Source organism: Nonomuraea sp. NPDC003727 (genome assembly GCF_053586935.1).
The window spans coordinates 1-22,587 of the sequence record NZ_JBSFNE010000005.1 but is presented as its reverse complement, the minus strand read 5'-3'; the positions used below and the strand labels follow the sequence as shown (position 1 = coordinate 22,587).

Below are 22,587 nucleotides of genomic sequence, written 5' to 3'. Positions count from 1 at the left end.
GAACACTGAAGCCCAATTCCCCCACAGCGGGGCTGATCACGCAATACTCGCGAGAACCGCGTCCCTCTCGTTCGGGCAGCTCACGCAGGTCGCCTCACATGAATAACGCCGACCCTGATCGGCAGGGTCGGCGTTATCGGGGCGGTCGTCCTAACCGGCGTAGGGCCGGATCGCCTTCATCGCCCGCTGGGTGACCTCTTCGACAGGTCCCGTCGCGTCGACGCCGACCAGGATGTCCTCTTCGGCGTAGAAGCGGATCAGCGGGGAGGTCTGCTGCTGGTAGACCTCCAGGCGGTGCCTGACGGTCTCCTCCTTGTCGTCGTCACGCTGGAACAGCGTGCCGCCGCAGACGTCGCAGATGTCGTCCCTCTTGTCGTCGAACTCGACGTGCCAGATGCGACCGCACTGGCTGCAGGTGCGCCGGCCCGCCAGACGGCGGACGACCTCCTCGTCGTCGACCACGAGCTCCAGGACCAGGTCGAGCTTCTGCCCCCAGTCCTTCAGCATGTCGCGGAGGATCTCCGCCTGAGGGACGTTGCGAGGGAAGCCGTCGAGCAGGAAGCCGTCCTGGGCGTCCTCCTCCGACAGGCGGTCGCGGACCATGGCGATGGTGACCTCGTCGGGCACGAGGTCGCCGCGGTCCATGTAGGTCTTGGCGAGCTTGCCGAGCTCCGTGCCGCCCGAGACGTTGGCACGGAAGATGTCACCTGTCGAGATCTTCGGGATGGACAGGTTCGATGCGATGAACTGGGCCTGTGTCCCCTTACCCGCTCCGGGGGGCCCGACCAGAACGAGACGCACTACCGCAGGAAACCTTCGTAGTTGCGCTGCTGCAGCTGGCTCTCGATCTGCTTCACCGTGTCAAGGCCGACACCAACCATGATCAGGATGCTCGTCCCTCCGAACGGGAAGTTCTGGCTTGCTCCCGAGATCGCCAGTGCGATGATCGGCACCATCGCGATGAGGCCGAGGTAGAGCGCACCGGGTGCGGTGAGACGAGTCAGAACGAAGTTCAGGTACTCGGCCGTAGGCCGACCCGGACGGATGCCCGGGATGAACCCACCGTACTTCTTCATGTTGTCGGCGACTTCAGCGGGGTTGAACGTAATCGACACGTAGAAGTACGTGAAGAAAACGATCAGCACGAAGAAGGTGACCATGTAGATCGGTGTGTCGCCGGTGACCATGTTGCGCTGGATCCACTCGACCACGGGGTTCGGGTTCTCGCTGGTGCGCGCGAAGAGGTTCACCAGCAGGTTCGGCAGGTACAGCAGCGAGGAGGCGAAGATGACCGGGATGATGCCGGCCTGGTTCACCTTCAGCGGGATGTAGGTCGAGGTGCCGCCGTACATCCGGCGGCCGACCATGCGCTTGGCGTACTGCACGGGGATCCGGCGCTGGGCCTGCTCCACGAAGACGACCGCGGCGATCATGAAGATGCCGACCACCATCACCACGGCGAAGGTGAACGGGTTGGCGCGGAAGATGTTCAGGAGCTCGGCCGGGAAGACCGCGACGACCTGCGTGAAGATGAGGATCGACATGCCGTTGCCGACACCGCGGTCGGTGATGAGCTCACCGAGCCACATGATGACCGAGGTGCCGGCCGTCATGACGATGACCATCGTCACGATGTGGAAGACGTTGTCGGGCTCCAGCAGGATCGGCAGGTTGCAGTCGAACAGCTGCCCGGAGCGCGCCAGCGCGATGAAGGCGGTCGACTGCAGGACGCCGAGGCCGATGGTGAGATAACGGGTGTACTGTGTGATCTTCGTCTGACCGGCCTGGCCCTCCTTCTTGAGGGCTTCCAGGCGCGGGATGACCACGACCAGCAGCTGCAGGATGATGCTCGCGGTGATGTACGGCATGATGCCGAGCGCGAACACCGACAGCTTCAGCAAGGCGCCGCCGCTGAACAGCTGCACCATGCCGTAGATGTTGCCGGACTCGCCGGCTTGAGCCTGCGCGAGACAGGTGCGAATGTTCTCGGTGTGAACACCCGGTGTCGGAAGAACCGAGCCGAGGCGGAACAGCGCGATGATGCCCAGAGTGAAGAGCAACTTCTTGCGCAGGTCCGGCGTCCGGAACGCCCGGGTAAACGCGGTCAGCACGGTCCCTCCAGCACGCCGTGATGGCGGTATGGGTCTGCGATGGTGCGGGGATCAGCCATCTGAGTCTCAAGGTCAGGCGTCGAGCAGGACAGAACCCTGCCGTCTCGCGAACTCTAACGCACTACAGGCACGGGAGCCCATTGTCAGGACCCCCGTGCCTCGTAATGGCACTTACAGCTCGGTAACGGACCCACCGGCAGCGGCGATCTTCTCCTTGGCGGAACCCGAGAAGGCGTGCGCCTGCACGTTCACCGCGACGGAGATCTCACCGGTGCCGAGGACCTTGACCGGCTGGTTCTTGCGGACAGCGCCCTTGGCGACCAGCGAGTCGACGGTGACCTCGCCACCCTCGGGGAACAGCTCACCGATCTTGTCCAGGTTGACGACCTGGTAGGTCGTCTTGAACAGGGCGTTGGAGAAGCCCTTGAACTTCGGCAGACGACGCTGCAGCGGGATCTGGCCACCCTCGAAACCGAGGGGAACCGTGGTCCGCGCCGTCGTGCCCTTGGTACCACGACCGGCCGTCTTACCCTTGGACGCCTCGCCGCGACCCTTACGGATCTTGGCCTTGTTGGCGCCCTTGGCGGGACGCAGGTCGTGGATCTTCAGCGGAGCCTTGTCAGTCATGACTAGTCGACCTCTTCCACCTCGACGAGGTGCGTCACCACGGCGACCATCCCACGGATCTCGGGGCGGTCCTCCTTGACGACGACATCGCCGATTCGCTTCAGGCCAAGCGAACGCAGCGAGTCACGCTGGTTCTGCTTGCCACCGATCTTCGAGCGAACCTGAGTGATCTTCAGGCGTGCCATGACTAGCTCACCGCCTTCGCCGCCGCGGCAGCCTCGGCCAGGCCCTCGGCCCGAGCCTTCAGCATCGCCGTGGGAGCGACGTCCTCGATCGCCAGGCCACGACGGGCGGCGATCGCCTCGGGCGTGGACAGGCCCTTCAGCGCAGCCACGGTGGCGTGCACGATGTTGATCGGGTTGTCCGAGCCGAGCGACTTGGACAGGACGTCGTGGATGCCGGCGCACTCGAGAACGGCGCGCACCGGGCCACCGGCGATGACACCGGTACCGGCGGAAGCCGGACGCAGGAAGACGACACCGGCCGCCTCCTCACCCTGCACGGTGTGCGGGATGGTGCCCTGGATGCGGGGAACGCGGAAGAAGTGCTTCTTCGCCTCCTCGACACCCTTGGCGATGGCCGCGGGGACTTCCTTGGCCTTGCCGTAACCGACGCCGACCAGGCCGTTGCCGTCACCGACGACAACCAGGGCGGTGAAGCTGAAGCGACGACCACCCTTCACGACCTTGGCCACTCGGTTGATCTTTACGACGCGCTCGATGTACGAGACGCCCTTGTCGGCGGCGCCGCCGCGGCGATCGTCACGACGGTCCCGCCGCTCGCCACCGGTGCCGCCACCGCGACGCGGAGCTGCAGCCATCAGTGGTTCCTCTTCTCAGTAGCCATTAGTTCAGATCCTCGCGCCCTCATCAGAACTCGAGCCCGCCTTCGCGAGCGCTGTCCGCGAGAGCCGCGATGCGACCCGCGTAGCGGTTGCCACCGCGGTCGAAGACGACCTTGGTGATCCCGGCTTCCTTGGCCCGCTGAGCGAGGAGCTCGCCGACCTTCTTGGCCTTCTCGGTCTTGTCAGCCTCGAGCGTGCGCAGGCTGGCGTCCATGGTGGAGGCGCTGACCAGCGTGTGGCCGAGGTTGTCGTCCACGATCTGCACGAACATGTGACGGGTCGAGCGGTTGACGACCAGGCGGGGACGCTCGGCCGTACCGACGACCTTCTTGCGGACGCGGCCGTGACGGCGGGCCCGCGAGACGGTGCGAGCAGCCGTGTGCTTGCTGTACGCAGTCTTGGGAGCCATGCCTACTTACCAGCCTTTCCGACCTTGCGGCGGATCACTTCGCCCTGGTAACGCACACCCTTGCCCTTGTAGGGGTCGGGCTTGCGCAGCTTGCGGATGTTGGCGGCGACCTCGCCGACCTTCTGCTTGTCGATGCCGTCCACGTGGAACAGGGTCGGCTTCTCGACGCGGAAGGAGATGCCCTCGGGGGCGTCCACGATCACCGGGTGGCTGAAGCCCAGAGCGAACTCGAGCTGCGTCGGGCCCTTGGCCGCGACGCGGTAACCGACACCGACGATCTCCAGGGTCTTGGAGTAACCCTGGGTGACACCGGCCACCATGTTGGCGATCAGCGTCCGAGACAGGCCGTGCAGAGCGCGGACCTTGTTCTCGTCGTTGGGCCGGGAGACGGCGATGGCGCCGTCCTCGTCGCGAGCCACCGTGATGGGCTCAGCGACCGTGTGCGAAAGCGTGCCCTTCGGGCCCTTGACCTGGACATCCTGGCCGTCGATCGTGATGTCGACGCCGCTCGGTACAGGGATGGGCAGCCGTCCGATTCGCGACATGCTGTAGTCCTCCCCTCGTTACCAAACGTAGGCGAGGACTTCCCCGCCCACACCACGCTTGCCGGCCTGCTTGTCGGTCATGAGGCCACCGGACGTCGAGATGATCGCGACACCCAGTCCACCCAGGACTCGAGGCAGGTTGTCCTTCTTCGCGTAAACACGCAGCCCGGGCTTGGAAACCCGGCGCAGCCCCGCGAGCGAACGCTCACGGCTCGGCCCGAACTTGAGCTCCACCACGAGGTTCTTTCCGACCTTGGCGTCCTCGACGGTCCAAGACTGGATGTAACCCTCCTGCTGGAGGATCTCGGCGATGTGCGCCTTGATCTTCGAATACGGCATCGTCACGGAGTCGTGATATGCCGAGTTCGCGTTGCGCAGACGTGTCAACATGTCTGCGATCGGGTCGGTCATCGTCATGGCCAACGGCCTTCCTCGCCGCGGTTTCCAGTCGGTGAAGCAGAGCTCTACCGGTGGACCTTCGGCGCGGTCATGGGCGCTTGGAACAGCGCCCGGTTGATATTTCTCGTACGGCTCGGCGGGGACGAACCCCGAAGCCCCTGACAGGGCGTGCGAAACGCCCTACAGAAGGATGCCATCCTCCACTCGGTGCTCCCTCCAGGAGAGGGAGCACCCTAGCGGAAAGATGTCACCAGCTGGACTTGGTGATGCCCGGCAGCTCGCCCCGGTGCGCCATCTCGCGGAAGCACACGCGGCACAGGCCGAACTTCTTGTAGACGGCGCGCGGACGGCCGCAACGCGAGCAACGCGTGTAGGCGCGAACCTCGAACTTCTGCTTCCGCCCCGCCTTGGCGATCAGCGACTTCTTCGCCATGATCAGGCCTCCTTGAAGGGGAACCCGAGGAGCTTCAGCAGCGCCCGGCCCTGGTCGTCGTTCTTCGCTGTGGTCACGATCGTGATGTCCATGCCACGCGGCCGGTCGACCTTGTCCGGGTCGACCTCGTGGAACATGACCTGCTCGGTCAGACCGAAGGTGTAGTTGCCGTTGCCGTCGAACTGCTTGGGCGAAAGGCCGCGGAAGTCCCTGATGCGGGGCAGCGCCAGCGAGAGCAGCCGGTCGAGGAACTCCCACATGCGGTCGCCGCGCAGCGTGACGTGCGCGCCGATCGGCATGCCCTCACGCAGCTTGAACTGCGCGATGGACTTGCGGGCGCGGACGACGGCCGGCTTCTGACCGGTGATGACGGTCAGGTCGCGAACAGCGCCCTCGATGAGCTTCGAGTCACGAGCCGCCTCGCCGACACCCATGTTGACCTTGATCTTGGTCAGGCCGGGCACGAGCATGACGTTCTCGATGCCGAACTCCTCACGAAGCTTCGCGAGGATCTCCTCGCGGTACTTCGTCTTGAGGCGCGGCGTGGGACGCTCGGTCTCAGTAGTCGTGGCAGTCATCAGTTGTCCTCACCCGACTCGTCGGCCTTCGCCTCGGCCTTCTTGGCAGGCTTGCTGTCATCCTTGAGCTTCTTGACGTTGCTCACGTGGATGGGAGCCTCCATGGTCTCCACGCCGCCCTGCTTGGCGCCGCGAGGACCGTTGAGGTTCTCCTTCGAGTGCTTCTTGATCATGTTGACGCCCTCGACGACCACGCGGTCCTCGCGCGGGTTCGCCGAGATGACCCGACCCTTGGCACCCTTGTCCTTGCCGGCGATGACCTGAACCAGGTCACCCTTCTTCACGTGCAGCTTCGCCATCACAGCACCTCCGGGGCGAGCGAGATGATGCGCATGAACTTCTTGTCGCGCAGCTCGCGGCCCACCGGGCCGAAGATACGAGTGCCGCGAGGGTCACCGCTGTCCTTGATGATGACGGCGGCGTTCTCGTCGAAACGGATGTAGGAGCCGTCAGGACGACGACGCTCCTTCACCGTACGGACGACGACGGCCTTGACGACGTCGCCCTTCTTCACACCAGTGCTGCCGGGAAGAGCGTCCTTCACCGTGGCGACGATGACGTCGCCGATTCCCGCGTAGCGTCGACCCGAGCCACCGAGAACACGGATGCAGAGGATCTCCTTGGCACCCGTGTTGTCGGCGACCTTGAGTCGCGACTCCTGCTGGATCACGTCAACTCCTGTTGGTCTCCGCCGGTTCTCATCGCTGAGCCTGGCGGAACTCTGTATGGTCTTGGTCCTCCGGCCACAACCCCGAAGGGGCCGCACCGCAGGCGACGCGAGGGCTTGTCCCGGACGGGCGCCGTACCCTCAGGCACGGCCACCGCGCGGAGCCCCCGCGTCCTTGGACGCCGTCATGGGGGGTGTCTCCACCCCCCACGAGGCGCGCATCTATGTGGAAGACCTTACTTGGCCTTCTCAAGCACCTCGACGACCCGCCAGCGCTTGGTGGCGGACAGCGGCCGGGTCTCCATGAGGAGGACGCGGTCGCCGACGCCGCAGGCGTTGGCCTCGTCGTGCGCCTTGTACTTGGTCGTACGGCGGATGACCTTGCCGTACAGCGGGTGCTTCACGCGGTCCTCGACGGCGACGACGACGGTCTTGTCCATCTTGTCGCTGACGACCAGGCCCTCACGGGTCTTGCGGTAGTTCCGCGCGGTCTTCTCGGTTGCCTCAGACATCGCTCGTCTCCTTCTCGACCGTGACAATGCCGAGCTCCCGCTCGCGCATCACGGTGTAGATACGGGCGATCTCGCGGCGGACGGCGCGCAGCCGCCCGTGGCTCTCCAGCTGACCGGTCGCCGCCTGGAAGCGGAGGTTGAACAGCTCCTCCTTCGCCTCCTTCAGCTTCTGGACCAGGGTGTCCTGGTCCTCGAGCCGCAGCTCTCCGGCGGTCAGGCCCTTAGCCATCACGCCTCACCCACTTCACGCTTAACAATCTTGCACTTCATCGGAAGCTTGTGGATCGCGCGCTGCAGCGCCTCGCGAGCGATGGGCTCGGCGACGCCGGACAGCTCGAACATCACGCGCCCAGGCTTGACGTTCGCGATCCACCACTCCGGCGAACCCTTACCGGAACCCATGCGGGTCTCGGCGGGCTTCTTGGTGAGCGGACGGTCGGGGTAGATGTTGATCCACACCTTGCCGCCACGGCGGATGTGACGGGTCATGGCGATACGAGCCGACTCGATCTGACGGTTGGTCACGTAGGCGTGCTCAACCGCCTGGATGCCGAACTCGCCGAACACGACCCTGGTGCCGCCCTTGGCGGCTCCGCTGCGGTCAGGCCGGTGCTGCTTGCGGTGCTTGACCCTGCGCGGGATCAGCATGGTCAGCTCCCTTCAGCACCCGGCTGCGCAGCCGGGCCGGTCTCGGGGGCAGCCTGGGAGGCCGCCTCATTCCTGGGGGCACGGTCTCCGCGGCCACCGCCACGGCGAGCGCCGCCGGCGCCGCCACGACGCGGACGCTCGCCGCCACCGCGACGGTCGTCACGGTCGCGACGCTGGCCGGCGCGAGCACCGGCGGCAGCCGCCTCACGCTCGGCGCGGCTGGTCGGAGCCTCACCCTTGTAGATCCACACCTTCACGCCGATGCGGCCGAAGGTGGTGCGGGCCTCGTAGAAGCCGAAGTCGATGTCCGCGCGCAGCGTGTGCAGCGGCACACGACCCTCGCGGTAGAACTCCGACCTCGACATCTCGGCGCCGCCCAGACGACCGGAGCAGGCGACCCTGATGCCCTTGGCGCCGCTCTTCATGGCCGACTGCATCGCCTTGCGCATGGCGCGGCGGAAGGAGACACGGCTGGAGAGCTGCTCGGCCACGCCCTGCGCGACGAGCTGGGCGTCGATCTCGGGGTTCTTGACCTCGAGGATGTTGAGCTGGACCTGCTTCTTGGTCAGCTTCTCCAGGTCACCGCGGATGCGGTCGGCCTCGGCGCCACGGCGACCGATGACGATGCCGGGACGGGCGGTGTGGATGTCGACCTGGACGCGGTCGGTCGTACGCTCGATCTCGACCTTGGAGATGCCGGCCCGCTCCATGCCCTTCTGCAGCATGCGACGGATCGCCACGTCCTCAGCGACGTACGACTTGTACAGCTTGTCGGCGTACCACCGGCTCTTGAAGTCGGTCGTGATGCCGAGGCGGAACCCGTGCGGGTTAACCTTCTGGCCCACTATCGGGTCCTTCCCTTCGGCTCGCGGGACTCCACGATCACGGTGATGTGGCTGGTCCGCTTGTTGATCCGATAGGCGCGACCCTGGGCACGCGGACGAAACCGCTTCAGCGTCGGGCCCTCGTCGACCCACGCGCGGCTCACGACGAGCGTCTGCGGGTCGAGCTTGAAGTTGTGCTCAGCGTTCGCCATCGCGCTCGAGAGCACCTTGTAGATCGGCTCGCTAGCCGCCTGGCTGGCGAACTGCAGTACGGCCTGCGCCTCCGAAGCGGGCAGCCCGCGAATAAGGTCCACCACGCGGCGGGCCTTCTGGGGCGTGACACGGACGAACCGCGCCTGAGCCCTGGCTTCCATCGCTTACTCCTCTGATGCTTCGAAAGGCGCTTACCGCCGGCTGCGGCGGTCTTCCTTGACGTGGCTGCGGAAGGTCCGCGTGGGGGCGAACTCACCGAGCTTGTGACCGATCATCGACTCGGTGACGAACACCGGGACGTGCTTGCGGCCGTCGTGAACGGCGATCGTGTGGCCGAGCATGTCGGGCACGATCATGGATCGACGCGACCACGTCTTGATGACGTTCTTGGTGCCCTTCTCGTTCTGGACGTCCACCTTCTTCTGAAGGTGCTCGTCCACGAAGGGGCCCTTCTTAAGGCTACGTGGCATTTCGGCTGCTCCTACCGCTTCTTCTTGGACCGACGGCGGATGATCAGCCTGTCACTGGCCTTGTTCGCCTGACGGGTACGGCCCTCGGGCTTGCCCTTGGGGTTGACCGGGTGGCGACCACCGGAGGTCTTGCCCTCACCACCACCGTGCGGGTGGTCGACGGGGTTCATGGCCACACCACGAACGGTCGGGCGCTTGCCCTTCCACCGCATACGACCGGCCTTGCCCCAGTTGATGTTGGCCTGCTCGGCGTTGCCGACCTGACCAACCGTCGCGCGGCAACGGACGTCGACCATGCGCATCTCACCGGACGGCATACGCAGCGTGGCGTACTGGCCCTCCTTGGCGAGGAGCTGGATCTGCGCGCCGGCGGAACGACCGAGCTTGGCGCCGCCGCCCGGACGGAGCTCCACCGCGTGGATGAAGGTACCGGTCGGGATGTTGCGCAGCGGCAGGCAGTTGCCCGGCTTGATGTCGGCCGCGGGGCCGTTCTCGATCCTGTCGCCCTGCTTGAGGCCGGTCGGCGCGATGATGTAGCGCTTCTCGCCGTCGGCGTAGTGCAGCAGCGCGATGTTGGCGGTGCGGTTGGGGTCGTACTCGATGTGAGCGACCTTCGCCGGGATGCCATCCTTGTCGTGCCTGCGGAAGTCGATGATCCGGTAGGCGCGCTTGTGTCCACCACCCTGGTGGCGGGCGGTGACCCGGCCGTGGACGTTACGGCCACCCTTGCCGTGAAGGGGAGCAAGCAGCGACTTCTCCGGCTCGCTGCGGGTGATCTCGGAGAAGTCCGAGACACTCGAGCCGCGGCGACCCGGAGTCGTCGGCTTGTACTTACGGATGCCCATCTTTTTCGTTCATCCTTCGTCGGTTACATGGGTGAGCCCGCCGCGCTTTCGCACGGCGGTCTCATCCCCCGCGGGCCGTACGGCCTGCGCTTACTTGCTGGTTATCGGCTAGCCGATCTGACCGAAGATGTCGATCCGGTCGCCCTCGGCCAAGCTCACGATCGCGCGCTTGGTGTCGGGACGCTTGCCGAAGCCGGTACGGGTGCGCTTGCGCTTGCCCTGCCGGTTGATGGTGTTCACGCTGGTGACCTTGACCCCGAAGATCTGCTCGACGGCGATCTTGACCTGGGTCTTGTTCGCGGTCTTCTTCACCAGGAACGTGTACTTGTTGTTCTCGTCGATCAGGCCGTAGCTCTTCTCGGAGACAACCGGCTTGATGATGACGTCGCGCGGGTCGGCAACCCTCTCCAGGCGGCCCTTACGCTCGGCCGTCTGGACGTTCTGCGGGTTCTCCATCAGGCGTCTTCCTTCCCGCCCTGGCTCAGCCGCGCGACAACCTGGTCGTAGGCCTCCTGGGTGAAGACCACGTCGTCGTGGACGAGCACGTCGTAGGTGTTCAGCTGACCGGCGTCCAGCAGGTGGACCTCCGGCGCGTTGCGCAGGCTCAGCCAGGTCAGCTCGTCGGTCTCGCCGACCACGACCAGAACGGTCTTGGCGTCGGTGACCTTGCGCAGCGACTCGAGAGCCGCCTTGGTCTTCGGCGTCTCGCCGCTGACCAGGCCGCTGACCACGTGCACGCGACCGCCGGAGGCCCGGTCGGACAGGGCGCCACGCAGGGCGGCGGCCTTCATCTTCTTGGGCGTCTTCTGCGAGTAGTCACGCGGGAGCGGACCGTGGACGGTGCCACCACCGGCGAACTGCGGAGCGCGGGTCGAACCCTGACGGGCGCGACCGGTGCCCTTCTGGCGGTACGGCTTCTTGCCGCCACCGCTGACCTCGCCACGGGTCTTGGCCTTGTGGGTGCCCTGCCGGCGAGCGGCGAGCTGGGCCACGACCACCTGGTGGATCAGCGGGATGTTGACCTTGGCGCCGAAGATGTCTTCGGGCAGGTCGACGGAGCCGGTCTTCGCGCCGCTGGCGTCGAGGACGTCAATGCTGGTCACTTGGCAGCCCCCTTCTTTGCAGCGGTGCGGACGAGGACCAGGCTGCCGTTGGCGCCGGGGATCGCACCCTTGATCAGGATGAGGCCCTTCTCGGCGTCCACGGCGTGAACCTTGAGGCTCTGCACGGTGGTGCGGACGTTACCCATCCGACCGGCCATGCGGAGACCCTTGAAAACGCGGCCCGGGGTGGCGCAGCCACCGATGGAACCCGGCGAGCGGTGCTTGCGCTGCGTACCGTGCGAGGCACCCAGACCACCGAAGCCGTGCCGCTTCATGACACCGGCGAAGCCCTTGCCCTTGCTCTTGCCCGTCACGTCGACGAACTGGCCGGCCTCGAAGGTGTCAGCCAGCAGCTCCTGGCCGAGGGTGTAGTCGCTCGCGTCGTCGGTGCGGATCTCCGCGAAGTAACGGCGCGGGGTGATGTCGTGCTTACGCAGGTAGTCGCCGAGCGGCTTGTTGACCTTCCGGGGGTCGACCTGCCCGAAGCCGAGCTGGATGGCGGAGTAGCCGTCCTTGTCAGCGGTGCGGACCCTGGTCACCACGCACGGACCGGCCTCGACCACGGTCACCGGAACCATCCGGTTGTCCGCGTCGAAGACCTGGGTCATGCCGAGCTTCTTGCCCAGGACGCCCTTGATCGTCTTAGCCATGTCAGTGCGTTCCCTCAGAGCTTGATCGAAATGTCGACGCCGGCGGGGAGGTCGAGTCGCATGAGCGAGTCGACCGTCTTCGGCGTCGGGTCGATGATGTCAATCAGCCGCTTGTGCGTGCGCATCTCGAAGTGCTCGCGGCTGTCCTTGTACTTGTGCGGCGAGCGGATGACGCAGTACACGTTCTTCTCGGTCGGCAGCGGCACCGGGCCCGCGACCTTCGCGCCAGTCCGCGTCACCGTCTCGACGATCTTCTTGGCCGAGCTGTCGATGACCTCGTGGTCATAGGCCTTAAGCCGGATGCGGATCTTCTGTCCCGCCATAGTGGCCTCGGTGTCCTTCGCTGTCGTCTGAAAAAGTATCGTGCGGCCTGTGGCCGCTATGAGTGCGAGCGGAGACCGCCCGCTGACCCCACGTAGCAGACGCAATCGATCTGCTGGTTTCTTCCGTGATCCGGCAGTTACTTCGGTCACGTTCCCGAAGTGACTGCGAGATCACGGCTGTGCGTGGAGCCGCTGGTGCTCGGTTCGTGGTTCGGCGGCCGGCCCCTTCCGAGGGCCGACCGCCGCCCCAGCGATCGTGCTACTTGAGGATCTTCGTCACGCGACCGGCGCCGACGGTGCGGCCACCCTCACGGATCGCGAACTTCAGACCGTCCTCCATGGCGATGGGCTGGATCAGCTCAACGCGCATCTCGGTGTTGTCGCCCGGCATGACCATCTCGGTGCCCTCGGGGAGGTTCACCACGCCGGTCACGTCCGTCGTACGGAAGTAGAACTGCGGGCGGTAGTTGTTGAAGAACGGCGTGTGGCGGCCGCCCTCGTCCTTGCTCAGGATGTAGACCTGGGCCTCGAACTCGGTGTGCGGGGTGGTCGTGCCCGGCTTGATGATGCACTGGCCGCGCTCGACGTCCTCACGCTTGATGCCGCGCAGGAGCAGACCGACGTTGTCACCGGCCTGGCCCTCGTCGAGCAGCTTGCGGAACATCTCGACGCCGGTGACCGTGGTGGTGGTCTTCTCCGGACGGATGCCGATGATGTCGACCGTCTCGTTGACCTTGACGACACCGCGCTCGATACGGCCGGTGACGACGGTGCCACGACCGGTGATCGAGAAGACGTCCTCGATCGGCATCAGGAACGGCTTGTCGGTGTCACGCTGCGGCTCGGGGACGTTCTCGTCGACAGCGGTCATCAGCTCGATGATGCTGTCGCCCCACTTCTGGTCGCCCTCGAGGGCCTTCAGAGCGGAGACGCGAACGACGGGCAGGTCGTCGCCGGGGAACTCCTGAGCGGACAGCAGCTCACGGACCTCGAGCTCGACGAGCTCCAGGATCTCCTCGTCGTCGACCATGTCGGCCTTGTTGAGGGCCACGACGATGTAGGGGACGCCGACCTGGCGGGCCAGGAGGACGTGCTCCTTCGTCTGCGGCATCGGGCCGTCGGTGGCGGCGACCACGAGGATCGCGCCGTCCATCTGAGCGGCACCGGTGATCATGTTCTTCACGTAGTCGGCGTGACCGGGGCAGTCCACGTGAGCGTAGTGGCGCTTCTCGGTCTGGTACTCGACGTGCGCGATGGAGATCGTGATACCACGAGCCTTCTCCTCGGGCGCCTTGTCGATCTTGTCGAACGGGGTCGCCTCGTTAAGCTCGGGGTAACGCTCGTGGAGCACCTTGGTGATCGCCGCGGTCAGAGTGGTCTTGCCGTGGTCGATGTGCCCAATGGTGCCGATGTTCACGTGCGGCTTAGTCCGCTCGAACTTGGCCTTAGCCACTGGTTCTCTCCTTAGAGAATCTGACTGACTTACTTCACACTCGGGCCCGGGGTTTAGCCCGGCCCCTGGGCGGTGGGGCGGCTCGTCGCCACCCCACCAGGGACACCGGGGTGTCCCGGACCTCTCCGGCGGCGGACCACCGGCGAGTCTCCGGGCTCATCGCCCCGGCCCGTCGGCAAGGTGGGCGACGACCGCCGCCCACTCTGCCATCGGGCCTCCAGGGCTGTTCGCCCCGGGCCCCTTTGGCAGCGGGGCGACGATCTCCTCCCCACCTCTGCCATCGGGACTCGGGAGCTTATTCGCCCCGGGCCTTCGCGACGATCTCCTTGGCGATGCCCGGAGGCACCTCCGCGTAGGAGTCGAACTGCATGCTGTAGCTCGCCCGGCCCTGAGTGCGGCTGCGCAGGTCACCCACGTAGCCGAACATCTCGGACAGCGGAACGAGCGCGGCGATGACACGGGCGCCGGCGCGCTCGTCCATCGACTGGATCTGCCCGCGGCGACCGTTGAGGTCACCGATGACGTCACCCATGTAGTCCTCGGGCGTGGTGACCTCGACGGCCATCATCGGCTCAAGGAGCACGGCGTCGGCCTTGCGAGCGGCCTCCTTGAAGGCCATCGAGCCGGCGATCTTGAAGGCCATTTCGGAGGAGTCGACGTCGTGCGCCGCACCGTCGGTCAGCGTCACCTTCACGCCCACCATCGGGTAGCCGGCCAGCACGCCGAACTCGGCCGCCTCCTGGGCGCCCGCGTCGACCGAGGGGATGTACTCCCTCGGGACACGACCACCCGAGACCTTGTTCTGGAACTCGTAGCCGTCGTTGCCGTCGCCCAGCGGCTCCAGGTCGATGATGACCCGCGCGAACTGACCGGAACCACCGGTCTGCTTCTTGTGGGTGTAATCGACCTTCTCCACCTTGCGGCGGATGGTCTCGCGGTAGGCGACCTGCGGACGGCCGACGTTGGCCTCGACCTTGAACTCTCGACGCATACGGTCGACGAGGATCTCGAGGTGAAGCTCGCCCATGCCCCAGATGACCGTCTGACCGGTCTCCTCGTCACGGCGGACCTGGAAGGACGGGTCCTCCTCGGCCAGACGCTGGATGGCGGTGCCGAGCTTCTCCTGGTCGCCCTTGGTCTTGGGCTCGATCGCGACGTTGATGACCGGGGCCGGGAACGTCATCGACTCGAGCACGACCTGGTTGGCCGGGTCGGAGAGCGTGTCACCTGTGGTGGTGTCCTTCAGACCCATCACGGCGACGATCTGACCAGCGTGCGCGGACGGGCGCTCCTCGCGCTTGTTCGCGTGCATCTGGTAGATCTTGCCGATCCGCTCCTTCTTGCCCTTCACCGAGTTGATGACACCGGTGCCGGTCTCGAGCGTGCCCGAGTAGATGCGGATGTAGGTCAGACGACCCAGGTGCTGGTCGCTCATGATCTTGAAGGCCAGCGCGGAGAAGGGCTCCGTGGTGTCCGCGTGACGCTCGACGACCTCGTCCTCGTTGTTGACCGCGTGGCCCTTGAAGGCCGGGATGTCGGTCGGGGCGGGGAGGTAGGCCACGATCGCGTCGAGCAGGGGCTGAACACCCTTGTTCTTGAACGCGGTGCCGGTCAGGACCGGGTTGATGGCGCTGGACAGCGTGGCGCGGCGGATGGCCGCGACCAGCTGCTCCTCGGTGGGCTCGTTGCCCTCGAGGAAGAGCTCCATCAGCTCGTCGTCGTTCTCGGCGACGGTCTCGACCAGCTTCTCGCGCCACTCACGAGCAGTGTCGGCGTACTCGGCCGGGATGTCGACGGTGTCGTACATCTCGCCCTTGGCAGCCTCTTCGCTCCAGAGCAGACCCTTCATCTTCACCAGGTCGATGACGCCCTTGAAGCCGGCCTCAACACCCCAGGGAAGCTGGATGACAGCCGGGGTCGCACCCAGACGGCTGATCATCATGTCGACGCAGCGGTGGAACTCCGCGCCGACGCGGTCCATCTTGTTCACGAAGCAGATGCGCGGCACGCCATAGCGGTCAGCCTGGCGCCACACCGTCTCCGACTGCGGCTCGACACCGGCGACACCGTCGAACACGGCGACGGCACCGTCGAGGACGCGGAGCGAGCGCTCCACCTCGATGGTGAAGTCGACGTGACCCGGAGTGTCGATGATGTTGATGGTGTGGTCGAGCCACTCGCAGGTCGTCGCGGCAGACGTGATCGTGATGCCGCGCTCCTGCTCCTGCTCCATCCAGTCCATCGTGGCAGCGCCCTCGTGGACTTCACCGATCTTGTAGTTGATGCCGGTGTAGAACAGGATGCGCTCGGTCGTGGTGGTCTTGCCCGCGTCGATGTGGGCCATGATCCCGATGTTGCGGATCTTGGCCAGGTCAAGAGCGGTCGTGGTGGCCACTTCTCTCGCGTCCTCGTCGTCTCGTCGAACCCGCTGTTACCAGCGGTAGTGGGCGAAGGCCTTGTTGGACTCGGCCATCTTGTGGGTGTCCTCGCGCTTCTTGACACTCGCCCCGAGGCCGTTGCTGGCGTCCAGGAGCTCGTTCATGAGGCGCTCGGTCATGGTCTTCTCGCGGCGGGCGCGGGAGTACTGCACCAGCCAACGCAGGGCCAGGGTGGTGCTGCGCGCGGCGCGCACCTCGACCGGCACCTGGTAGGTCGCGCCACCGACACGGCGGCTGCGGACCTCGAGAGTGGGCTTGACGTTGTCGAGGGCGCGCTTCAGCGTGACGACCGGGTCGTTGCCGGTCTTGTCCTTGCAGCCCTCGAGGGCTCCGTAGACGATCGACTGCGCGATGGAGCGCTTGCCGTCCAGAAGTACCTTGTTGATCAGGGCGGTGACCAGCGGCGAGCTGTACACCGGGTCAGACATGAGCTGACGACGGCCAGGAGAACCCTTGCGAGGCATGGTTACTTCTCCTTCTTGGTGCCGTAGCGGCTGCGGGCCTGCTTGCGGTTACGAACGCCCTGGGTGTCGAGAGAACCACGGATGATCTTGTAGCGAACACCCGGCAGGTCCTTCACACGACCGCCACGCACGAGCACGATCGAGTGCTCCTGCAGGTTGTGACCCACACCGGGGATGTAGGCCGTGACCTCGATGCCGTTGGTGAGCCGAACACGGGCCACCTTGCGCAGTGCCGAGTTGGGCTTCTTGGGAGTCGTGGTGTAGACGCGCTGGCACGTGCCGCGACGCTGCGGGCTCCCCTTGAGGGCAGGAGTCTTGGTCTTGGTGACCTTGTCCTGCCGGCCCTTGCGGACCAACTGCTGAATAGTGGGCACTGCCACTCCGTTCGTGCCTTGGCCGGTAATACGTACGTTGAGCGTTTCGCAGGTACTGCCGGTGTCATGACCTGCTGGTTTTCCCCTCCCGCCGACCCACGCGGTCGGGCGTGTCGCGCTCTGTCGAGCCACGAGCCCCCGCGTCATCGAACGCCGGAGAGGGACCATGCCGCGCAGCCTGTCGGAGCGCATGCATGAGGGCCCGTGAACCCACGGGCACGAAGGGCAAGACTACCCACCCCAGCGCAGCACGTCAAAACGACTGCGACCGGTCACTGCCAGTGTGACCGTACATTCGTGCCGTGGCCTTATCAGACCCTCGTCTAGCTTACCCGCAACACTCGAGTTGTCCGGCCCTTCTCCACCACACGTTTTCCCCTTCTGTACGGCAAGCGCGCCCCCCTCGACGTCGTCTCGCCTGTCCGGCCTTCCGTGACGCACCCCGGCCACGCGCGCTCGGTGACGCGTATCCCTCAGCAGAGCCCGGCCCCGTGCGGAGGGTGGCGCGTGGGGCGGCTTGCCGTACCGGAGGTCGGCCTGCACCGCCGGGACCAGCGGGAACCCGGGCGGCCCGCACCGGCCGCCGAAAGAGAACCCCCGCCACACGGATCCGCCGCGGCCGGCCATGGCCCTCCCGGGAAGAGTTCCCACCACGCGCGGACACCCGCCCCGTGGCAAGGCCTGGCGATGGCGGGCTGGTCGTGACGTACGGCCGCCCCGTGCGGGGCGTTCCCTGGCGATGGCGGGCTGGTCGTGCCGTGGGGCGCGGCTGCCGCCCCCTCGACACGGGAGAGAGCCCCGCCGTGCGGGACGGCGGGTGGTGGCAGATGCGACGGCCGGGCGTCCCCTGGGAAGAGGACCCCGCCCTGCGGGACACCCATCCGGCGGTGACGGGTCGTCATGACAGGGGACGCGCCGTGCGGGAAGAGCCGGTCGTCGGTGACGGACAGCGGAACATCTGGCGAAAAAACGGGAACGCCCCGCGTCCTGGACAGGACACGGGGCGTTCCGGCTAGCTGATCGCCTAGCGGTTGTACTGACCGAAGTCGTACTCCTCCAGCGGAACGGCCTCGCCGCTGCCGGTGCCGAAGGTGTAGTCCGCGGCCGAACCGTCGTAGCCGCCGACCGTGTACATCGCGGCCTTGGCCTCCTCGGTCGGCTCCACCCGGATGTTGCGGTACTGGGGCATACCCGTACCGGCCGGGATGAGCTTACCGATGATGACGTTCTCCTTCAGGCCCAGGAGCGAGTCGGACTTGGCGTGGATCGCCGCGTCCGTCAGGACCCTGGTGGTCTCCTGGAAGGAGGCCGCCGACAGCCACGACTCGGTGGCCAGCGACGCCTTCGTGATGCCCATGAGGACCGGACGGCCGGCGGCGGGGCCGCCACCCTCGGCGACGGTCTCGCGGTTGAGCTGCTCGAAGCGCGGACGCTCGACGAGCTCGCCGGGCAGCAGGTCGGTGTCACCGGACTCGAGCACGTTGACGCGCTTGAGCATCTGCCGAACGATGATCTCGATGTGCTTGTCGTGGATCGACACACCCTGCGAGCGGTAGACCTGCTGGACCTCGGCCACCAGGTGCAGCTGCACCGCACGCGGGCCGAGGATGCGCAGGACCTCGTTCGGGTTGACCGCACCGGCGATGAGCTGGGTGCCCACCGACACGTGCTGGCCGTCCTGGACGAGCAGACGCGAGCGCATCGACACCGGGTAGGCGACCTCCTCCGAGCCGTCGTCGGGGACGATCACCACCTTGCGGGTCTTGTCGGTCTCGTCGATGCGGACCCGGCCCTCGGCCTCGGAGATCGGGGCGACACCCTTGGGGATGCGCGCCTCGAACAGCTCCTGGACACGGGGCAGACCGTGGGTGATGTCGGCACCCGCCACACCACCGGTGTGGAAGGTACGCATCGTCAGCTGGGTGCCGGGCTCACCGATCGACTGGGCGGCGATGATGCCGACCGCCTCGCCGACGTCGACGAGCTTGCCGGTGGCCAGCGAGCGGCCGTAGCAGGTCGCGCAGACCCCGATCTTCGCCTCGCACACCAGCGCGCTGCGGGTGCGGACCGTCTCGATGCCGGCCTCGACCAGCGCCGTGACGTGGGTGTCGTTGATGTCGACACCCGTCGCGGCGATGATCTTGCCGTCGACCTCGACGTCCTCGGCGAGGATGCGGCCGTGCACGTTGGACTCGGCGTTCTCCGCCTTGACCAGGTTGCCGGCCGAGTCGCGCTCGCCGACGTGCAGCGGGACCGCGCGGTCGGTGCCGCAGTCGATCTCGCGGACGATGACGTCCTGGGCCACGTCGACCAGACGACGGGTCAGGTAACCCGAGTCGGCGGTACGCAGGGCGGTGTCGGCCAGACCCTTCCGCTGACCGTGGGTGGAGATGAAGTACTCCAGAACCGACAGGCCCTCGCGGAAGGAGGCCTTGATCGGCCGGGGGATCGTCTCACCCTTGGTGTTGGACACCAGACCACGGATACCGGCGATCTGACGCACCTGCATCTTGTTACCGCGGGCGCCGGAGTTGACCATCATCCAGACCGGGTTCGTCGCGGGGAACGCGTTGACCATGTCGGTCTCGACGTCCGCCGTGGCGTGGGTCCAGATCTCGATGAGCTCCTGGCGGCGCTCCTCGTCGGTGATCAGACCGCGCTCGTACTCGCGCTGGACCTTGTCGGCCCGGCGCTCGTAGTTCTCCATGATCTCGGCCTTGCGCGGCGGCGCGACGACGTCGTCGATCGAGATCGTGACGCCGGAGCGGGTCGCCCAGCGGAAGCCCGCGTCCTTGAGCGCGTCGAGCGAGGCGGCCACCTCGACCTTGGGGTAGGTCTCGGCCAGCTCGTTGACGATCGCGGACAGCTGCTTCTTGCCCACCTGGAAGTTGACGAACGGGTAGTTGTTCGGGAGCGTCTGGTTGAACAGGCACCGGCCGAACGTCGTCTCCAGGCGGATCGGGTCGCCTGCCTCCCAGCCCTCGGGAGCCGACCAGCCGCGCGGCGGCTGGACGTCACCGGCGAGCCGGATCTGGATCTTGGCCTGGATCTCCAGCTCGCGGCGGTCGAAGGCCATCTGGGCCTCGGCCACCGAGCCGAACACCCGGCCCTCGCCGACCGCGTCGTCCTTCTGCGTGGTCAGCCAGTACAGGCCGATGACCATGTCCTGGGTGGGCATCGTCACGGGCTTGCCGTCGGCCGGCTTGAGGATGTTGTTGGTCGAGAGCATCAGGATGCGAGCCTCGGCCTGGGCCTCAGCCGACAGCGGCAGGTGCACGGCCATCTGGTCACCGTCGAAGTCCGCGTTGAACGCGGTGCAGACGAGCGGGTGGATCTGGATGGCCTTGCCCTCGACCAGCTGCGGCTCGAACGCCTGGATGCCCAGACGGTGGAGCGTGGGCGCGCGGTTGAGCAGCACGGGGTGCTCGGTGATGACCTCTTCGAGCACGTCCCACACCACGGGACGGGCGCGCTCGACCATCCGCTTGGCCGACTTGATGTTCTGCGCGTGGTTGAGGTCGACCAGACGCTTCATCACGAACGGCTTGAACAGCTCCAGCGCCATCTGCTTGGGCAGGCCGCACTGGTGCAGCTTCAGCTGCGGGCCGACGACGATGACCGAACGGCCGGAGTAGTCGACTCGCTTGCCCAGCAGGTTCTGGCGGAACCGGCCCTGCTTACCCTTCAGCATGTCGCTGAGGGACTTCAGCGGACGGTTGCCGGGGCCCGTGACCGGGCGACCGCGGCGGCCGTTGTCGAACAGCGCGTCGACGGCCTCCTGGAGCATCCGCTTCTCGTTGTTCACGATGATCTCGGGCGCGCCGAGGTCGAGAAGTCGCTTGAGGCGGTTGTTCCGGTTGATCACACGACGGTAGAGGTCGTTGAGGTCGGAGGTGGCGAACCGGCCACCGTCGAGCTGCACCATCGGGCGCAGGTCCGGCGGGATGACCGGGATGCAGTCGAGCACCATGCCGCGCGGCGAGTTGGTGGTGTTGAGGAACGCCGACACGACCTTGAGCCGCTTGAGGGCACGGGCCTTCTTCTGGCCCTTGCCGCTGCGGATCGTCTCGCGCAGGTTCTCGGCCTCGGCGTCCAGGTCGAAGCTGATCAGCCGCTCCTGGATCGCCTGCGCGCCCATGCCGCCCTTGAAGTAGCGGCCGAAGCGGTCGCGCATCTCGCGGTAGAGCATCTCGTCGCCCTCGAGGTCCTGGACCTTGAGGTTCTTGAAACGGCTCCACACCTCGTCGAGGCGGTCGAGCTCGCGCTGGGCCCGGTCGCGGAGCTGGCGCATCTCGCGCTCGGCGCCCTCGCGGACCTTGCGGCGCTGGTCGCCCTTGGCGCCGGCGGCCTCGAGCTCGGCCAGGTCGCTCTCGAGCTTCTTCTGCCTGGCCTCGATGTCGGCGTCACGGCGCTGCTCGATGTGCTGCCGCTCGACGGAGATCTTCGCCTCCAGCGACGGCAGGTCACGGTCACGCAGCTCGGTCTCGACGTGCGTGATCATGTAGGCCGCGAAGTAGATGACCTTCTCCAGGTCCTTCGGGGCCAGGTCGAGCAGGTAGCCAAGGCGCGAGGGAACGCCCTTGAAGTACCAGATGTGGGTGACCGGCGCGGCCAGCTCGATGTGGCCCATCCGCTCACGACGCACCTTGGCGCGAGTGACCTCGACGCCGCAGCGCTCGCAGATGATGCCCTTGAAGCGGACGCGCTTGTACTTACCGCAGTAGCACTCCCAGTCGCGGGTCGGGCCGAAGATCTTCTCGCAGAAGAGCCCGTCCTTTTCCGGCTTGAGAGTCCGGTAGTTGATGGTCTCGGGCTTCTTCACCTCGCCGTGCGACCACTGGCGGATGTCGTCGGCCGTGGCAAGGCCGATGCGGAGCTCGTCGAAGAAGTTGACGTCCAGCATGTGCTATCTCCCCCTCAGACTTCTTCCACGCTGCTCGGCTCGCGCCGGGACAGATCGATACCGAGCTCCTCGGCCGCCCTGAAGACGTCCTCGTCGGTGTCGCGCATCTCGATCGACATGCCGTCGCTGGACAGCACCTCGACGTTCAGGCACAGTGACTGCATTTCCTTGATGAGGACCTTGAAGGATTCGGGGATACCGGGTTCGGGGATGTTCTCGCCCTTGACGATCGCCTCGTAGACCTTGACGCGGCCCAGGACGTCGTCGGACTTGATGGTGAGCAGCTCCTGCAGGGCGTAGGCGGCACCGTAGGCCTCGAGGGCCCACACCTCCATCTCACCGAAGCGCTGGCCGCCGAACTGCGCCTTACCACCCAGCGGCTGCTGGGTGATCATCGAGTACGGACCGGTCGACCGCGCGTGGATCTTGTCGTCGACCAGGTGCAGCAGCTTGAGGATGTAGATGTAGCCGACCGAGATCGGGTACGGGAACGGCTCGCCGGAGCGGCCGTCGAACAGCTTGGCCTTGCCGGTCTCCTGCACCATGCGGTCACCGTCGCGGTTGGCGATGGTGTTGCTGAGCAGGCCGACGATCTCCTCCTCGTGGGCACCGTCGAACACCGGGGTGGCGACGTTGGTGCGCGGCTCGACACGGCCGAAGCCCTTGTCGCGCAGCCGCTCGGCCCACGCCTCCTCGATGCCGGAGATGTCCCAGCCTCTGGCGGCGATCCACCCGAGGTGGGTCTCCAGGACCT

At 66.3% G+C, this 22,587-nt stretch carries 29 protein-coding genes; all 29 read right to left on the bottom strand.

What is annotated here, in order from left to right; all coding sequences use genetic code 11:
* Positions 1-150 precede the first annotated feature (150 nt).
* Positions 151-801, bottom strand: a complete 651-nt coding sequence (locus ACWDLG_RS14325; protein ID WP_449919770.1) for an adenylate kinase — start codon at positions 799-801, stop codon at positions 151-153.
* Positions 801-2,111 carry a preprotein translocase subunit SecY gene (secY, locus tag ACWDLG_RS14320; protein WP_449919766.1) on the bottom strand — a complete coding sequence of 437 codons (1,311 nt, stop codon included), beginning with the start codon at positions 2,109-2,111 and terminating at the stop codon, positions 801-803. The genes ACWDLG_RS14325 and secY overlap by 1 nt, the downstream gene beginning before the upstream one ends.
* A gap of 171 nt (positions 2,112-2,282) precedes the next feature.
* Positions 2,283-2,738, bottom strand: a complete 456-nt coding sequence (rplO, locus tag ACWDLG_RS14315) for a 50S ribosomal protein L15 (RefSeq protein ID WP_354906472.1) — start codon at positions 2,736-2,738, stop codon at positions 2,283-2,285.
* 2 nt (positions 2,739-2,740) lie between these two features.
* Positions 2,741-2,923, bottom strand: a complete 183-nt coding sequence (rpmD, locus tag ACWDLG_RS14310) for a 50S ribosomal protein L30 (RefSeq protein WP_020542293.1) — start codon at positions 2,921-2,923, stop codon at positions 2,741-2,743.
* Positions 2,924-2,925: 2 nt separating this feature from the next.
* The gene (gene rpsE / locus ACWDLG_RS14305; protein WP_354906473.1) at positions 2,926-3,558 is read right to left on the bottom strand and encodes a 30S ribosomal protein S5; all 633 of its coding nucleotides are present in this window, start codon (positions 3,556-3,558) and stop codon (positions 2,926-2,928) included.
* A 49-nt stretch (positions 3,559-3,607) separates the two neighbouring features.
* On the bottom strand, positions 3,608-3,991 hold the full coding sequence (gene rplR, locus ACWDLG_RS14300; RefSeq protein WP_354906475.1) for a 50S ribosomal protein L18: 384 nt from the start codon (positions 3,989-3,991) through the stop codon (positions 3,608-3,610).
* Positions 3,992-3,993: 2 nt separating this feature from the next.
* On the bottom strand, positions 3,994-4,536 hold the full coding sequence (gene rplF, locus ACWDLG_RS14295) for a 50S ribosomal protein L6 (RefSeq protein WP_354906477.1): 543 nt from the start codon (positions 4,534-4,536) through the stop codon (positions 3,994-3,996).
* Positions 4,537-4,554: 18 nt separating this feature from the next.
* On the bottom strand, positions 4,555-4,953 hold the full coding sequence (gene rpsH / locus ACWDLG_RS14290; RefSeq protein ID WP_157252527.1) for a 30S ribosomal protein S8: 399 nt from the start codon (positions 4,951-4,953) through the stop codon (positions 4,555-4,557).
* Positions 4,954-5,182: 229 nt separating this feature from the next.
* Complete coding sequence (locus tag ACWDLG_RS14285; RefSeq protein WP_192779603.1) at positions 5,183-5,368, bottom strand: type Z 30S ribosomal protein S14; 186 nt, start codon at positions 5,366-5,368, stop codon at positions 5,183-5,185.
* A gap of 2 nt (positions 5,369-5,370) precedes the next feature.
* Entirely contained in the window at positions 5,371-5,946 is a 576-nt protein-coding gene (gene rplE, locus ACWDLG_RS14280; RefSeq protein WP_354906478.1) for a 50S ribosomal protein L5, read from the bottom strand.
* Positions 5,946-6,236 carry a 50S ribosomal protein L24 gene (rplX, locus tag ACWDLG_RS14275; RefSeq protein ID WP_354906506.1) on the bottom strand — a complete coding sequence of 97 codons (291 nt, stop codon included), beginning with the start codon at positions 6,234-6,236 and terminating at the stop codon, positions 5,946-5,948. Before rplX ends, rplE begins: the two co-directional genes overlap by 1 nt.
* 8 nt (positions 6,237-6,244) lie before the next feature.
* Entirely contained in the window at positions 6,245-6,616 is a 372-nt protein-coding gene (rplN, locus tag ACWDLG_RS14270; RefSeq protein WP_043623452.1) for a 50S ribosomal protein L14, read from the bottom strand.
* A 233-nt stretch (positions 6,617-6,849) separates the two neighbouring features.
* Positions 6,850-7,125 carry a 30S ribosomal protein S17 gene (rpsQ, locus tag ACWDLG_RS14265; RefSeq protein ID WP_354906479.1) on the bottom strand — a complete coding sequence of 92 codons (276 nt, stop codon included), beginning with the start codon at positions 7,123-7,125 and terminating at the stop codon, positions 6,850-6,852.
* Positions 7,118-7,354, bottom strand: coding sequence for a 50S ribosomal protein L29 (rpmC, locus tag ACWDLG_RS14260; protein ID WP_192779600.1), 237 nt, complete (start codon positions 7,352-7,354; stop codon positions 7,118-7,120). The genes rpsQ and rpmC overlap by 8 nt, the downstream gene beginning before the upstream one ends.
* Positions 7,354-7,773, bottom strand: a complete 420-nt coding sequence (gene rplP / locus ACWDLG_RS14255; protein WP_354906480.1) for a 50S ribosomal protein L16 — start codon at positions 7,771-7,773, stop codon at positions 7,354-7,356. The genes rpmC and rplP overlap by 1 nt, the downstream gene beginning before the upstream one ends.
* Before the next feature lie 2 nt (positions 7,774-7,775).
* A complete protein-coding gene (gene rpsC, locus ACWDLG_RS14250) occupies positions 7,776-8,618 on the bottom strand; it encodes a 30S ribosomal protein S3 (RefSeq protein WP_354906481.1) in 843 nt (280 codons plus the stop codon).
* Positions 8,618-8,971, bottom strand: coding sequence for a 50S ribosomal protein L22 (rplV, locus tag ACWDLG_RS14245; RefSeq protein ID WP_192779597.1), 354 nt, complete (start codon positions 8,969-8,971; stop codon positions 8,618-8,620). The genes rpsC and rplV overlap by 1 nt, the downstream gene beginning before the upstream one ends.
* Positions 8,972-9,001: 30 nt before the next feature.
* Positions 9,002-9,280, bottom strand: coding sequence for a 30S ribosomal protein S19 (gene rpsS / locus ACWDLG_RS14240; RefSeq protein ID WP_049572698.1), 279 nt, complete (start codon positions 9,278-9,280; stop codon positions 9,002-9,004).
* 11 nt (positions 9,281-9,291) lie between these two features.
* Entirely contained in the window at positions 9,292-10,125 is an 834-nt protein-coding gene (gene rplB, locus ACWDLG_RS14235; RefSeq protein ID WP_354906482.1) for a 50S ribosomal protein L2, read from the bottom strand.
* 108 nt (positions 10,126-10,233) lie between these two features.
* The gene (gene rplW / locus ACWDLG_RS14230; protein ID WP_354906483.1) at positions 10,234-10,581 is read right to left on the bottom strand and encodes a 50S ribosomal protein L23; all 348 of its coding nucleotides are present in this window, start codon (positions 10,579-10,581) and stop codon (positions 10,234-10,236) included.
* Positions 10,581-11,228 carry a 50S ribosomal protein L4 gene (gene rplD / locus ACWDLG_RS14225; protein ID WP_354906484.1) on the bottom strand — a complete coding sequence of 216 codons (648 nt, stop codon included), beginning with the start codon at positions 11,226-11,228 and terminating at the stop codon, positions 10,581-10,583. Before rplD ends, rplW begins: the two co-directional genes overlap by 1 nt.
* A complete protein-coding gene (gene rplC, locus ACWDLG_RS14220; RefSeq protein ID WP_354906485.1) occupies positions 11,225-11,878 on the bottom strand; it encodes a 50S ribosomal protein L3 in 654 nt (217 codons plus the stop codon). Before rplC ends, rplD begins: the two co-directional genes overlap by 4 nt.
* Positions 11,879-11,892: 14 nt before the next feature.
* On the bottom strand, positions 11,893-12,201 hold the full coding sequence (gene rpsJ, locus ACWDLG_RS14215; RefSeq protein ID WP_012887830.1) for a 30S ribosomal protein S10: 309 nt from the start codon (positions 12,199-12,201) through the stop codon (positions 11,893-11,895).
* 259 nt (positions 12,202-12,460) lie between these two features.
* On the bottom strand, positions 12,461-13,654 hold the full coding sequence (tuf, locus tag ACWDLG_RS14210; protein WP_354906486.1) for an elongation factor Tu: 1,194 nt from the start codon (positions 13,652-13,654) through the stop codon (positions 12,461-12,463).
* A 295-nt stretch (positions 13,655-13,949) separates the two neighbouring features.
* Positions 13,950-15,998 carry an elongation factor G gene (gene fusA, locus ACWDLG_RS14205; RefSeq protein WP_449920559.1) on the bottom strand — a complete coding sequence of 683 codons (2,049 nt, stop codon included), beginning with the start codon at positions 15,996-15,998 and terminating at the stop codon, positions 13,950-13,952.
* 87 nt (positions 15,999-16,085) lie between these two features.
* The gene (gene rpsG / locus ACWDLG_RS14200; RefSeq protein ID WP_183650905.1) at positions 16,086-16,556 is read right to left on the bottom strand and encodes a 30S ribosomal protein S7; all 471 of its coding nucleotides are present in this window, start codon (positions 16,554-16,556) and stop codon (positions 16,086-16,088) included.
* 2 nt (positions 16,557-16,558) lie between these two features.
* Positions 16,559-16,930: a 30S ribosomal protein S12 gene (rpsL, locus tag ACWDLG_RS14195; protein WP_354906488.1), complete on the bottom strand. Its 372-nt coding sequence runs from the start codon at positions 16,928-16,930 to the stop codon at positions 16,559-16,561.
* Between the two features lie 1,024 nt (positions 16,931-17,954).
* Positions 17,955-21,833 carry a DNA-directed RNA polymerase subunit beta' gene (locus ACWDLG_RS14190; RefSeq protein ID WP_449919751.1) on the bottom strand — a complete coding sequence of 1,293 codons (3,879 nt, stop codon included), beginning with the start codon at positions 21,831-21,833 and terminating at the stop codon, positions 17,955-17,957.
* A gap of 14 nt (positions 21,834-21,847) precedes the next feature.
* On the bottom strand, positions 21,848-22,587 hold a 740-nt coding region (locus tag ACWDLG_RS14185), incomplete at its 5' end, for a DNA-directed RNA polymerase subunit beta (protein ID WP_449919748.1).